A 13,579-nucleotide genomic window follows, 5' to 3' on the forward strand; every position below is an offset into this window, starting at 1 on the left:
CCCCGCACCCACCACCCCGCCGCGCCACCTACCCTTGTCGGGTGGCACATCTCCTCGGCGCCGAGAACCTGCATCTCGAGTTCCCCACCAAGGTCGTCTTCGACAACGTCACCCTCGGCATCGACGAGGGAGACCGGATCGGCGTCGTCGGCCGGAACGGCGACGGCAAGTCGACCCTCCTCGCACTGCTGTCCCAGCGTCTCGAACCGGATGGCGGCCGCGTCACGCACCGGCGCGGGCTGACCATCGGCTACCTGGACCAGCGCGACATCCTGCCCGAGGGCGCGACCGTCGGCAGCACCGTCGTCGGCGACCTCGAGGAGCACGAGTGGGCCGGCGACCCGAAGATCCGCGACATCATCGGCGGTCTGGTCTCGGACATCCCGTGGGACGTCAGCGTCGACGAGCTGTCCGGTGGGCAGCGTCGCCGTGTGGCACTCGCGCGGCTGCTGGTCGGTGACTGGGACGTCCTGTTCCTGGACGAGCCGACCAACCACCTCGACGTCGAGGGCATCGAGTGGCTCGCCGGGCACATCAACCGCCGGTGGTCGTCGAACCAGGGCGGCATGGTCGTGGTGACGCACGATCGGTGGTTCCTCGATGCGGTGTCGACCGACACGTGGGAGGTCCACGACGGCGTCGTCGACCCCTTCGAAGGTGGCTACGCCGCGTACATCCTGCAGCGCGTCGAGCGTGACCGGCAGGCTGCCACGATCGAGCAGCGCCGCCAGAACCTGGCCCGCAAGGAGCTCGCGTGGCTCCGCCGTGGTGCCCCTGCCCGCACGAGCAAGCCGAAGTTCCGCATCGACGCGGCGAACGCCCTGATCGACGACGTCCCGCCGATCCGCGACACCGTCGCGCTGTCCCGGACGGCGACGGCGCGCCTCGGCAAGGACGTCGTCGACCTGCTCGACGTGAGCGTCTCGTTCGACGGCACGCAGATCCTCGACCGCATCGAGTGGCGCATCGCACCGGGGGAGCGGACCGGCATCCTCGGCCCGAACGGCGCCGGCAAGTCGACCCTGCTCAACCTCGTCTCCGGGCGGCTGCAGCCGACCAGCGGGCGGGTGAAGACCGGCAAGACGGTGCAGGTCGCGGTGCTCGACCAGCAGCTCGCCGACCTGCAGCAGTTCGCCGACGACCGCGTGCGCGAGGTCGTCGCCCGCAAGAAGACGAGCTACGTCGCCGACGGCAAGGAGATGACGCCGTCGCAGCTGCTCGAGCGGCTCGGCTTCACCTCGGAGCAGCTCTCCACGCCGGTCAAAGACCTGTCCGGTGGGCAGAAGCGGCGCCTGCAGCTCATGCTCATCCTGCTCGACGAGCCGAACGTGCTCATCCTCGACGAGCCCACCAACGACCTCGACACCGACATGCTCGCCGCCATGGAGGACCTGCTCGACACCTGGCCCGGCACCCTGCTGGTCGTCAGCCACGACCGCTACCTGCTCGAGCGCGTCACCGACCAGCAGTACGCCGTGCTCGGCGGGCACCTGCGCCACCTGCCCGGCGGCGTCGACGAGTACATGCGTCTGCGCGAGGCCGGCACCGGTGGCGGGACCGCCTCTGCGGCTGCCGCCGCGTCTGCCGGGAGGCCCGACACCGTCGGCGGGACCGGCTCGGCCGGTGCCGTGGCCGGGTCCACGGCCGCTGGTACGTCCGCCCTGTCGGGAGCGGACCGGCGGACGGCCGAGAAGGAGATGTCGGCGCTCGACCGGAAGATCGCGAAGGTCGGCGCTGACCGCAAGAAGCTGCTCGACCAGTTCGCGACGCACGACCAGTCCGACTACGCCGGGCTCGGCGAACTCCAGTCGAAGCTGGGCGCGCTCGAGGCCGAGGTCGAGCAGCTCGAGGAGCGCTGGCTCGAGGTCGCGGAGCTGCTCGGGGTCTGAGCCGGTCTACTCGACGGACGCGGGGTCGACCGTGTCCTGGTCTGCATCCGTCGGCTTGGCGTCCTCGGGGGCTCCGCCGCCGGGGTTCGCCACGACCTCCCACAGGTGTCCGTCCGGGTCCTGGAAGAAGCCGGACCACATGCCCCACGGGCGGGTGTACGGCGGTTCGGGCATCGTGGCGCCCGCTGCCTGTGCTCGCTCGAGGAACGCCTCGGCCTCTGCCTGGCTGCTCGTGAAGTGCCCGATCGTGCTGCTCGGTGCCGTGGCCAGCTGCACGCCGGAGTCCTTCGCCATGTCGTCCCGGCCGTAGACGCTGACGATCAGGCCGTCGTCGAGGGTGAACATCGCCGTGGTGCCGCCGGCCTGCGTCTCGGTGGCGGGGTACTCGGTGCCGATGACGCCGCTGCCCTCGATGCCGAGCAGAGCGCGGTAGAACTCGGCCGATCGAGCGACGTCGGCGACGGCGAGGGTGATGGCGTGCATGCGCCGCACGCTACGCCGGGGCCGCTCGGCCCGTGTCGCGCTTTCGGTCAGTCCCCGAGACCCAGGATGAGTCGGCGGAGCAGCCCGGCCAACTGGCCCTGCTCGTCGGCGGAGACCCCGGACAGGATGTCCCGCTCGGCGGCCAGCAGGTCCGCGATCGCCGCGTCCACCGCCACCCGGCCCTTGCTCGTCAGCGAGACGAGGATGCCGCGGCCGTCCTTCGGGTCGGTCCGTCGCCCCACGAAGCCGCGGGCCGCCAGGCGGTCCACCCGGTTCGTCATCGTGCCGCTCGACACCAGGGTCTGCTGCAGCAGGGTCTTCGGGCTCAGCTCGTAGGGCTCACCCGCCCGCCGCAGTGCCGACAGGACGTCGAACTCCCACGGTTCCATGTCGCTCGCGTCGAAGGCTGTCCGCCTGGCGCGGTCCAGGTGCCGGGCGAGCCGGTCCACGCGGGACAGGACCTCGAGCGGGCCGAAGTCGAGGTCGGCACGCTCACGACCCCACGCCGCGACGATGCGATCGACCTCGTCCTCATGCGGCATCCCTCCATCTTGGCCGAACCCGGAGCGGACAGCCAGCCTCGTCGGTCGTGGGAGGATGGAGGAGCACCCCTCGGTGCGTTCCGCCTTGGTGTAATGGCAGCACGACGGCCTTTGGTGCCGTTAGGTCCGGGTTCGAATCCTGGAGGCGGAGCGGGAGACCGTGTCGCTCACGTCGCTTCACTTCACGAGGGCATGGGCACGGAGCCGTGAGATCCGGGTTCGAATCCATCCCGAGCATTATCGGCGCTTAGCGCCGTGCGCGGATGGATGAGAGCGCAAAGACGCTTTCAATCGATCAGCCCTGCCAGGTGTCGTCCGATCGCGGCCCCCAACGCGATTGGCACGGCGTTGCCGATTTGTCGGGCAATCTCGATCTTCGATCCCATGAAGAGGTACTCGTCGGGGAAGCCTTGAAGCGTCGCGGCCTCGTAATGCGTGAGCGCTCGGTCCTCGACCGGATGGAGGTAACGCCCCTTCTCCGGCTTGAAGAACTCTGTGCGCACGGTGACTGACGGCTTGTCCCAGTGCAGTCGCCCCATGACGTCCGCCGATCCTGATGTGTGCTTCTTCCAGCAGTCAGGCAAGAGCTCAAATGGAATGTCGAAGCGGTTACCCTTCTCGGGAATGTGAGCGAACCGCTCGCGCGAGAGCTCCGTGTAGTAGCGGGTGACGTGCAGTTCGGCGGCGCGATAGGGCCCGGACACCGCGCGTCCGTTGAGGACTCGAGCGCGATTGGGAGGGAGGTCGATCGTGCTTACGGCCGCGGCCATTCCACGCTGTTCGAAGGCCTGTCCGACGGTGACATGCGCATGCGTGCGCCCGGGTCCGTGTGTCGGCTCGGGGAATCCTGGCGCCTCCTGGTCGTCACGCCACCCGAGGATGACCGTGCGCTTCCGTGCTTGCGCTGCACCGTAGTCTGCAGAGTTGAGGACGCGCCAGTCGAAGGAGTAGTTGGATAGCATTCCCGCTTCGGAGGTTTCACGGCGAAAATCTTCGAACTGGCGAGACTTGGTGAAAGCGGCGACATTCTCGACCACAAAGTATTTGGGTTGGGCTCGTTTGACTGTCTCCGCGTATTGCTTCCAGAGGAAGTTACGCACGTCCTCGGCATCCTGCTTCCCGAGTGTGGAGAACCCCTGGCAAGGTGGGCCTCCGAGGACAATGTCGACGAAGGGGACTTCCTCCTGCGCCAGCCACTCCTCAATGGGGCCAGTGAACACGAGGTCGTCGCCGTGGTTTGATGCGTAAGTGGCTGCCGCCGCCGTGTCCATCTCGACCGCGCGCACCGTCGAGAATCGGTCCGAGCCTTCACGGAAACCTTCGCTGAGGCCTCCGGCTCCTGCGAAGAGGTCGAGCGTGCGGATGGGGGCGAGCTTCGTCGTGGCCATGTCGGATCAAACTTACGGTACGAACGCGCCGTTCAGGCGGGCGCGGCCGGCGCGCCGGCGGGACCAGGGTTCACCTCTGCGCGCTCCTCTACGGCGCTCGGCTGACGCCTCCGGAACGTGTCCGCATGGCGCGGCTCCATCAGAACCCGGCAGGCGACACCGAACGGAGTCCGTTCAAGCCGGAGTGCGACGTCGTGGATCGGGGTGCCGGTGGTGAGCGCTGAATCGATGAGCTGTGCGTCGACGTCCGAGTACCCGACACCGTGACGGGCGGGACGGTCAGAAATCGGCGTCGACGGTTCGACGCCGAAGAGCGTCTGGCTGAGCGAGGCCAGGACAGTGCCACGACCGACGTTCAGGCGGCGGGCGATGTCATCCGGGTGCTGGCCAGTTAGGAAGGCAGCCGCCGTGTCCGGGGGGCTCGCAATGGGATCGGTTTCTCGTTGCGCCGATCTGTTGGCAGAGGGGTCCGCGATCGTCGAGTGCGCGGCTGGCCGAGTCCGGCGCTTCTTCCGGCCATACTGCCTGATCTGCTCCTCGACGGTCAGAGGCCTAGCTCTAGGGACCGAAGTGATGGGCCTATCTTGCCGGACGGTGGTGTCGTCGATGAAGTGATGATGCGTGAGCATTGCCTGCACCTGGGGGCCACGCATCGTCTCCAGCGCCCTTTTCTCCACTTGTCGGATTCGCTCTCGGGTGACCCCGAACTCGACACCAATCGTGTCAAGTGTCCGACGCTCGCCTTCATCGAGCCCGAAGCGGAGCACGAGGACCCGTGCTTCCCTCCAGTCAAGGGTGTTGAGGACTCGGACGAGGTCTCGTCGGAACAACAGTGCCTCGAAGACGTCGCTTGTGGAGTCAACGGCGTCGTCTACGAGGTGATCACCGAAGGGCTCGTCCCTTCGCAGTTCTGGGTTGTACCAGGGCGCATCAAGTGACCACACATGCGTCAGCCGGTCCGCAGCGTCGAGCCGTTCGATGTCAGAGACGTCGATTTCGGACTGCCGGGCGAGCTCGTCGAGCGGTACGCCATCCGGGTAGAGCGGTTCGAGCGCGGCGCGAGCGCTGGACAGTCTCCGCAGTGACTCCATCAGATGTACTGGCAAGCGTATGGCGCGTGCCTTGTCGTCGAGCGCCCGCGAGATAGCCTGCCGGATCCACCAGGTAGCGTATGTCGAGAACTTCGTCCCTTGCTCGTAGTCGAACTTCTCGACCGCGTGGATGAGCCCCATGTTGCCCTCCTGGATCAGGTCGAGTAACTCCATGTCGCGCCCTGCGTAGCGCTTCGCGACGGAGACGACCAGGCGCAAGTTCGCGTTGACGAATCGTAACTTGGCGTGCTGACCAGCGTGAGCGATCTCTCGAAGTTCGCGTAAAAGCGACCTGCGCTGTTCCTGAGCGCTATCGGAGGCGAGACGCTCTTCGGCGAACAATCCGGCCTCGATACGACGCGCGAGCTCGACCTCGTCGGCGGCGCTGAGCAACTGCGCTCTCCCGATTCCCCAGAGGTACTGCTTCACCGCGTCTGCAGAGTGCGGGATTTCTTGACCGCGCTTGACGAACTCAGGGGTCGGATTGTCAATCGAGAAGCCCCCCTCGTCAAGTCGCGCGGGTGTTGGAACCTCGTCGCCAACCTGCCACCCGTCTAGATCGATTTCGTCGTCGGCAATCGGTCGGGCGACGCGGGTCGCCGTCTCGCGGGTTTCGTCGTAAGCGTGTTCGTCGATTTGCTGGAACGTGGCGGCGGCGAGAACCGCATGGATGCGCTCGATCTGATCGATCGTGCTCTGCTGCAAATGGCCGCGCTCGAGCTTGTCCTGCAGCTGCAGCACGATCGAGGTCTTGAAGAATGCGGCATCGCCGCCATGGACGCCCTGTAGCTGTTCTCGATAGCCCTCGTTCAACCAGACCGTCGCTGCGGCGTGCTCCAGTTCGAAGAGCCGGCCGCGGCCCAGAGGTTTCCACAAGACGCGAAGGTTGTTCCCATCGTCGCGGAATCCGAACTCCTCGTCCATCGCGCCGATCACGGCCTGAGGGAGTCCCTCGGCGATGCGCGCGACCGGCTTCGGGCCGCGCTCACGCCTGGCCCCGAGGCGGAACACTTCACGCGCTGCGGAAAGGAAGGATTGGAGACCACGCCCGTCCTCCGTGACGGCTCGTTCCATGGCGTGGACACCGTCCGCCGTGAGAACGACCCCGTGCTTCTCCGGGTTGATGCGGACGGCACCGGTGGCTCCGTCGTTTACGTCAATGGTGACCCGGGCGAGTTGTAGGTCGACCGCGTTGCCGGGCAGCAAGTTCAACCACCCGCCAGCGTGCTGAAGCCGGTCGTTACGGTAGACATACAAGCCCTGCCACTCCGCCCTCGGCCGGCCCAGCAACTTGGCGCTCGGGCCCTGGTTCGCGGGCTGCATGATGTGGCCGGTGAAGCGCAGTTCAGTGCCGCCCGGGGTCGTTCCGATCAGATCGAGCGGATAGCCTGCGGCGCCAGATACGAAATCTGTTGGATCGACAGGCGTCACTTTGGTCGGGATGCCGTCGCCCGTCCGAGTGTCGAACTGCTGTAGGACGATCGTGATGTCACCGCGCGAGATGATCCTGTGGAACGTCAGTCCGAGGTCGTGGCTCAGGCTCGTGATCACCTCGTCGAGCCACTGCCGCCGATCGACCGCCACTTCACCCGTGAAAACCGCATGCAGGTGGTCCCATTCGACCACAGTGCCGCTTTCGACGCGGGCGAAGCCGCCTGCCCCCTTGGTGAATCCGCGCTGAGCCTCAGCGTCACTGAGAACCTCGCCTTGGAATCGCCCTCGCACCAGACGTATCGCTCGCGTGGGCTCGTAGCCGCACCTTGAGTAAACGGTCAACCGATCGGCTTGACTGAAAGACGCCGCCTTCAAACCGACGCCGAAATGTCCGTGCTCGCCCGCTCCGTATTCGCGACGGACGCCTAGACGCATCGCAGCCTCGAGCTGCGTTGCCGACATCCCTGCGCCGTCGTCATGCATGCGGATGCCGATGAGCTCCTCGTTGCGCGTGATGAAGCGAGCCAGGAACTTGCTTGCGCCCTTGTCGATGGAGTTGTCTACCAGGTCGGCCATCGCCGTGGCCAAAGAGTGCCCAGCGCCGATCGCGCTGAGGATCGACGGATCAGGGGCGAGCTCGACGACATGCGCCGCCTCGGCGTGCTCTTCGATCGACTCCATGACTCTGGACGCTACAACCCTCGTCGGACATCCAATGATCAAGATTCAAACGACCGAGCCCTTGTGTCCGCCCCCAAAACAGGGGGAGCAGGCAAGCCCGCTCACCCGGCTATGCTCTGCCCGTACGCCCTCGGGGTGTGCTCGCCGCTCACGTGGCACACCGGGGTGAAGAATCAGCAGAATTGGCGAACAAGGGGAGGGGGGCTATGGTCGGCGGCGTTAGCGAGGAGATCGTCCAGCACCTGACACCGGAGACTGTCGATGTCTACTTCCGCGCTTCCGCTCCCGCTCGATTCCGTCTAAGTGCCCGTTTCGATGCGTTCCTGGACATCGATCCTGGTGCTCAGCGAATCAGCCTTCACGTCCCAGCGACCGCCGAAGTGCCCGACGTCTCGGCGTTCGAGCGCATCGCGATCGGTAAGTTCGCAATGGCCGGTCGCCCCGGAGATTGGTTTCGCATCGACATCGATGCGGCCGGTATGCGCTACGAGGCGTACGCCCTCGCGGAATCCGTGGTGGATCAGATGCAGGACGGGACAACGCTGCGTGACGCACTCTCAGAATGCCTCGAAGCACTCAAAGACTTGCTGAGCAAGCGAAGCCGGTTGACCGCCGAGAATGAGGCGGGTCTCCTTGGCGAACTGCTCGTGGTCCGGCACGTGCTGCAAACGAGCGGCGAGGGCGCCGCCATCGCCAGCTGGCTGGGCCCCGAATCCGGCGAGCACGACTTCGGCTTCGAGCACTTCGAGGCCGAAGTGAAGACAACTCGATCTGAAGCTCGGGTGCACGTCGTCGGGTCCGAAACCCAGCTCATGGCTTCACCCGATCGCCCGCTCCATCTGATCTCCATTCAGCTCACCTTGGCTGGCCGTGGCCAGAGTGGGTTCACCCTGCCGGAGCTCGTAGACGAGGTGCGATCGCCAGTGAATCGCGCCTCCCGTTCCTTAGACCATCGGCTGGAAGCGGCAGGCTGGCAGGACGAAGCGCGAGACCTCTACCGAACGCGCTTCCAGTTCCGGAGTCACCCTCGGGCTTTCCTGGTGGATGAGCTGTTTCCCGCGATCACGCGCCCTCGGCTCGACGAGGTTATTCCTCAGCCAGTGCATGTCCGTGGTGTCTCGTATCGTTTGGACGTTACCGATCTTCCCTTCACGAGTGCACTCGCGCCGTTGGAGGGATTCTGTGAAGGGGTATCATGAGCATAGTTGAGTCGGCCGTATTGGGGAGCGCGATCCAGTCCGCTTTCTACGCGATGGAGAAGACGGGGCCGAAAGCTCTTCTTCCTCGTGTCAACCTCGACGTTGTGGAAGAAGGCAAAGACCCGGTCGATGAGGGCACAGTCGTTTCGTTCATCGTCGACGCTGATCTGAATGACCCTGCCCGCCGCGCAGCGCACATTGCCCTTGCCCAGTGGGATGTCAGCAACGGGGTTGACTGGCCGGCTGGCGCCGCTGTGGGGTCGGCCGCCCGGCGGGAACGCGTCTACGACCTGCTCAAGTTGGGGACCGCTGGCCGGGCGCTCCTCGATGACGCCTTCCCTAGCCAGGCGCTGGTGGACTCCGTCATCGTCAGCGAGGAGTGGGATCCCTGGTACACCCAGGCCCGTCAAGAGCGAGACTTTTACTGGAAGGCATACAAGGGCGTCCTCGAGGGCAAGAAGTGGAAGCCCGAGGCAATCGCGGAGGTCGACGCGTCCGCCTCGACGATCGTCGGCCGTCTTGCTGATCCAGCGGCGGACGCTGCTTATTCATCACGAGGGCTTGTTGTCGGCTACGTGCAGAGCGGCAAGACCGCGAACTTCACGGGGATGATCGCCAAGTCCATCGACGCTGGCTATCGGCTTGTCATCGTCCTCACCGGCACGATCGAGCTCTTGCGCGGGCAGACTCAGCGCCGCCTGGACATGGAACTCGTTGGGGAGGAGAACATTCTTGGCGGACGCGACAAGAACGACGTCAACGCTATTCGGGACGTCGATTATGCGGGCAGTGGGGATACTGACTGGCTCGCCGACAAGTTCGTCCGTCACGGTATCGACCTCAACGCGCGCCGAGATATCCCTTCCATCAAACGTCTGACCACGGCAAACGGTGACTACAAGGCGCTGAAGCAGGGCCTCGACACCCTTGACTTTCGCTCAGCCGCCGAGCTCGCCGACATGAGCAAGCCGGTGAATCACCCTGACAACCTTTACGGAACCGATGTGCGCATCGCAGTGGTGAAAAAGAACAAAGCGGTGCTCACCAAGCTCCTCACGGACCTGAAGAACATCCGAGCGCGGCTTGACGAGATTCCTGTACTCCTTATCGATGACGAGGCGGATCAGGCATCGGTGAACACCAAGAACAACACAAAGAGAACCAAGCGCACTGATGAGGAGAAGGATCGGACCGCGATTAACAAGCTGATCTCCGATATCTTGGAGCTCATGCCGCGGGCCCAATACGTCGGATACACCGCTACCCCGTTCGCCAATGTGTTCGTGGAGCCCGACGACGAGGTCGACATCTTCCCGCGCGACTTCATCGTCCGGCTAAAAGCGTCACCGGAATACATGGGTGGAACAAGCTTCCACGACCTCGAGCCCCTTCAGCCCGGTGAAGAGGCATCAGCGGTGAATTCGAACGAGAAAGCTCACGTACGCAATCTCCACGCAAGCGCAGGAACACCAAGCGAGGCCCTGGAGATCCGTAATGCCCTGGATGCATTCGTCCTGACAGGTGCGATCAAGCTCTGGCGGCAGGCGCAGGACGCGGACCTACGTTTCCGACACCACACCATGCTCGTTCACGAGGACGTAACGCAGGCCGCGCACAACACTCTTGCTGTATTGATTCGCAAGGTGTGGGCGGAAGCCAGCTACCGCTCGCCTGAGACGAAGGCCCGGCTGCAAGACCTTTACGAGGACGACTTCTTGCCGGTGCACGAGGCCCGCGGCGGCTGGGGGCTCTCAATGCCCACTGAATTCGACGAACTAGTCGAGTACATCGGTGAAGCGGTCGGCAGGATCATGGCCGACAACAATCCGGTTGTCGTGGTCAACGGCTCCAAGGAGAGTGATTACGACGCCATGGACTTCACGACCAAGGACTATTGGCGCGTCATGGTCGGCGGAACCAAACTCAGCCGCGGCTTTACGGTTGAGGGGCTCACGATCACTTACTTCAAGCGCCGCGCCATGGCTGCCGACACATTCATGCAGATGGGGCGCTGGTTCGGCTACCGACCCGGTTACCGCGACTTAGTTCGCCTCTACGTCGCGCGGGATGTCACCGGTCCCCGAGGCAGGAGCTACGACCTCTACGGTGCGTTCACTGCTATGGTGCAGGACGAGGAAGCATTCCGCGAGCAACTCGACGAATTTGCCGACGTTGATCCCGAAACGGGACGGCCCGCGATGCGGCCAATTGACGTGCCGCCTCTCGTTTTCCAGCAGCTCCCGTGGCTCCGGCCGACCGCCGGCAACAAGATGTATAACGTCGAACTAGCTATCGAAGGCAGCCCCGGCAAGACCCGCGACTTCCCCATGCAAGCCGAACGAGGCACCGGCGCAGCCAACGTACGCCACTTCGAACTCGTTGCACCGTGGCTCGACCAGAGAAGCGAGAAAATGCGCTTCCTGACGGACACCGGCGGTAGCTACGACGCACGCGTAACGATCGTTCCTGCCGCTAACGTCATCGAGGTGCTCGATCGGTTCACCTGGGCGGACGGGTACTCGTTCAAGCCGACCGTCGCCTTCATGAGACACGCCGTTGAAGCAGGACAGTTGCACGACTTCGCACTTGTGTTCCCGGAGCTGTCTGTGAAGGGTGAAGCCGTACATGAGGTCTTTGGACGCGACGTTCAAATCCTCCAGCGCAAGCGCCGTGCTGACCGTCCCGGGTTCTCAGGAAGTTCCGCCCGGCAGCGTCATGCAGTCGAGTTCATAGCGGGGGCTTCCAAAAGCAAGCCAGCAGGAACCGGAGCGGAAGCGCTGCGATCCGCCGACGGTCGGGGCGCCCTCCTCTTCACTTTCGCCGACGACACCAATGGCTCCGACGGAGCACCGCTCAGCCGGGGAACCTCGGAGATCACGGGAGCGGCCGACGTTTCAGACGTTGCAACGTTGTTCTCGATTGTCATGCCGGAGTCGACCCGGTCGCTGGGTCGAGTCGGGTTCCGCGCCAAGCGGGCCGATGCTGGCTGGATCATCGACGCGGAATGACAAGGGAGAGACCATAAAGGGGCGGGTGAAGAGCGGTTCTCTTGTGCGACGTCGGAAGGCACTCGCCGTTCAATGCAGGTGAACAAAGGTCGCGACACCAAGCCGTAGCTCGCCGTTCGACGACTCCTGCACGCGGCAGGCCCGCGCTACTGCAAGAGACCCCCGAGGCCCGTGGAACGCCTGTCATCACTGGGCTTCGGGATTCGCGCGACCACTGGCAGGCGCGAATAGATCGATCACCTCTTGTTGGCGTCCAGGCCCTTGAGCCACGCCGACAGCGCGCGACTTCCTGCTCCGCTTCGCCGCGGTCCTGCCGCAGGAGACGGCCGCGTCGAAGCACTGACGGAACCGGTCTGGTCAGCGGCCGGTCACCACGAACTCGGCGCGTAGTCTTTCAGGAAGACGCCGAAAACGTCCTCGCCGGCTTCGCCCCGGACGATCGGATCGTAGACGCGGGCTGCCCCGTCGACCAGGTCGAGCGGCGCGTGGAAGCCCTCTTCGGCGAGCCGGACCTTCGTGGGGTGCGGCCGTTCGTCGGTGATCCAGCCGGTGTCGACGCTCGTCATCAGGATGTTGTCGGTCTCGAACATCTCCTGCGCGCTCGTGCGGGTGAGCATGTTCACGGCGGCCTTCGCCATGTTCGTGTGCGGGTGACCCGGCCCCTTGTACGCGCGGCCGAACACCCCTTCCATCGCGCTGACGTTCACCACGTAGGTGCGGCGTCCGGTGCTGGCGACCATCGCGGGGCGGAGCTTCGAGATCAGGATGAACGGCGCCGTGGTGTTGGCCAGCTGGACCTCGAGCATCTCGAGTGGGTCGACCTCGTCCACCTGCTGGGTCCACGAGTTCTCGTCGTGCAGGTCGGGGACCAGGCCACCGGCGTCGATCGCGGTGCCCAGTGCGAGTCGTTCGAGTGAGCTCGATCCCGGCGCCATCGCCTGTTCGGTCAGCTCGTCGGCTCGGGCTGCGGCGGCCGCGAGGATCGGGTGCGCGGCCACGGAACGGGCGAGCGCCAGCGGGTGCTGGTCGTTCGTGTGCCCGAAGGTCACGAGTTCGGGCAGCGGTCCGTCGGGCAGCGGCGCGAGTTCCGCGTCGACCAGCGGCTGGTAGGCCCCGGTCGACCGGCGCACGGTCTGGGTGGCGTTGTTGATCAGGATGTCGAGGGGACCGGAGGCGGCGACGTCCTCGGCGAGCCCGATCACCTGCGCCGGGTCGCGCAGGTCGATGCCGACGACCTTCAGACGGTCCATCCAGTCGGCGGAGTCGGGCAGGCTCGCGAACCGTCGGACCGCGTCGCGGGGGAACCGCGTGGTGATGGTGGTGTGGGCCCCGTCGCGCAGCAGCCGGAGCGCGATGTACATGCCGATCTTCGCGCGACCGCCGGTGAGCAGCGCCCGCTTGCCGGTCAGGTCCGTCCGGGCGTCGCGCTTCGCGTGGCTCATGCGAGCGCACGCCGGGCAGAGCTGGTGGTAGAACGCGTCGACGACCGTGTAGTGCTGCTTGCACATGTAGCAGGGCCGTGACTTCAGCAGCGTGCCCGCGGTCGTCGATGCGGTCGAGGCGCTGATCAGGACGCCGCGGGTCTCGTCGTCGATCCGGTCGGCGGCCCCGGTGGCGGTGGCGGCGATCACACGGCGGTCGGCCTCGGCGATGACGCCGCGCTTCTCGAGACGGTGCGCACGCTTGACGGCCTTGAACATCTTCGCGGTGGCCTGGCGGACCCGGATGAAGTCCGGGTGCGTCTCGTCGATCGACGGCAGCTGCTCGAGCACCCGGAGCGCGACGGTCAGGTCGTCGGGGTCGATGCCGCTGGGTTCGGGGTGCTCGGAGCTCACACGCGATCCTACGTCGGGACCGAGCATCG

Annotated in this window: 8 protein-coding genes, 1 tRNA gene and 1 pseudogene; 5 read left to right on the forward strand and 5 right to left on the reverse strand. The window is 65.3% G+C overall.

Going from position 1 to position 13,579, the window contains the following annotated elements; genetic code table 11:
- Positions 1–41: 41 nt before the first annotated feature.
- Both KK087_RS18045 and KK087_RS13500 read left to right on the forward strand, forming a co-directional pair.
- Positions 42–510, forward strand: a pseudogene (locus KK087_RS18045) (ATP-binding cassette domain-containing protein); the annotation flags it as partial.
- A gap of 23 nt (positions 511–533) precedes the next feature.
- The gene (locus KK087_RS13500) at positions 534–1,889 is read left to right on the forward strand and encodes an ABC-F family ATP-binding cassette domain-containing protein (RefSeq protein ID WP_439647695.1); all 1,356 of its coding nucleotides are present in this window, start codon (positions 534–536) and stop codon (positions 1,887–1,889) included.
- 6 nt (positions 1,890–1,895) lie between these two features.
- Here the strand turns inward: KK087_RS13500 and KK087_RS13505 are convergent, their stop codons facing one another.
- Together KK087_RS13505 and KK087_RS13510 are read right to left on the reverse strand one after the other, a co-directional pair.
- The gene (locus tag KK087_RS13505) at positions 1,896–2,372 is read right to left on the reverse strand and encodes a VOC family protein (RefSeq protein WP_214565985.1); all 477 of its coding nucleotides are present in this window, start codon (positions 2,370–2,372) and stop codon (positions 1,896–1,898) included.
- A 47-nt stretch (positions 2,373–2,419) separates the two neighbouring features.
- Complete coding sequence (locus KK087_RS13510) at positions 2,420–2,914, reverse strand: MarR family winged helix-turn-helix transcriptional regulator (RefSeq protein ID WP_071406000.1); 495 nt, start codon at positions 2,912–2,914, stop codon at positions 2,420–2,422.
- A 79-nt stretch (positions 2,915–2,993) separates the two neighbouring features.
- Here KK087_RS13510 and KK087_RS13515 point away from each other — a divergent pair.
- Positions 2,994–3,065 (forward strand) — tRNA-Gln (locus KK087_RS13515).
- 136 nt (positions 3,066–3,201) lie between these two features.
- On the opposite strand, the gene KK087_RS13520 is transcribed toward KK087_RS13515, so the two are convergent.
- Together KK087_RS13520 and KK087_RS13525 are read right to left on the reverse strand one after the other, a co-directional pair.
- A complete protein-coding gene (locus KK087_RS13520) occupies positions 3,202–4,302 on the reverse strand; it encodes a DNA cytosine methyltransferase (RefSeq protein ID WP_214565987.1) in 1,101 nt (366 codons plus the stop codon).
- Between the two features lie 32 nt (positions 4,303–4,334).
- Entirely contained in the window at positions 4,335–7,508 is a 3,174-nt protein-coding gene (locus tag KK087_RS13525) for a sigma-70 family RNA polymerase sigma factor (RefSeq protein ID WP_214565989.1), read from the reverse strand.
- A gap of 182 nt (positions 7,509–7,690) precedes the next feature.
- Between KK087_RS13525 and KK087_RS13530 the strand changes: the two genes are divergently transcribed.
- Both KK087_RS13530 and KK087_RS13535 read left to right on the forward strand, forming a co-directional pair.
- Positions 7,691–8,707, forward strand: coding sequence for a PD-(D/E)XK motif protein (locus KK087_RS13530; protein WP_214565991.1), 1,017 nt, complete (start codon positions 7,691–7,693; stop codon positions 8,705–8,707).
- The gene (locus KK087_RS13535) at positions 8,704–11,715 is read left to right on the forward strand and encodes a Z1 domain-containing protein (RefSeq protein WP_214565993.1); all 3,012 of its coding nucleotides are present in this window, start codon (positions 8,704–8,706) and stop codon (positions 11,713–11,715) included. Before KK087_RS13530 ends, KK087_RS13535 begins: the two co-directional genes overlap by 4 nt.
- Positions 11,716–12,083: 368 nt before the next feature.
- On the opposite strand, the gene KK087_RS13540 is transcribed toward KK087_RS13535, so the two are convergent.
- A complete protein-coding gene (locus KK087_RS13540) occupies positions 12,084–13,577 on the reverse strand; it encodes an SDR family NAD(P)-dependent oxidoreductase (protein WP_214566002.1) in 1,494 nt (497 codons plus the stop codon).
- Between the last annotated feature and the right edge of the window lie 2 nt (positions 13,578–13,579).

The sequence above is a fragment of the Curtobacterium aurantiacum genome (assembly GCF_018598555.1).
GTDB classification, from domain to species: domain Bacteria; phylum Actinomycetota; class Actinomycetes; order Actinomycetales; family Microbacteriaceae; genus Curtobacterium; species Curtobacterium aurantiacum.

Coding starts and splice junctions, on each gene's coding strand:
- KK087_RS13535 (WP_214565993.1), top strand. CDS start 8,704: ATGAGCATAGTTGAGTCGGCCGTATTGGGGAGCGCGATCCAGTCCGCT.
- KK087_RS13525 (WP_214565989.1), bottom strand. CDS start 7,508: ATGGAGTCGATCGAAGAGCACGCCGAGGCGGCGCATGTCGTCGAGCTC.
- KK087_RS13520 (WP_214565987.1), bottom strand. CDS start 4,302: ATGGCCACGACGAAGCTCGCCCCCATCCGCACGCTCGACCTCTTCGCA.
- KK087_RS13505 (WP_214565985.1), bottom strand. CDS start 2,372: ATGCACGCCATCACCCTCGCCGTCGCCGACGTCGCTCGATCGGCCGAG.
- KK087_RS13540 (WP_214566002.1), bottom strand. CDS start 13,577: ATGCTCGGTCCCGACGTAGGATCGCGTGTGAGCTCCGAGCACCCCGAA.
- KK087_RS13510 (WP_071406000.1), bottom strand. CDS start 2,914: ATGCCGCATGAGGACGAGGTCGATCGCATCGTCGCGGCGTGGGGTCGT.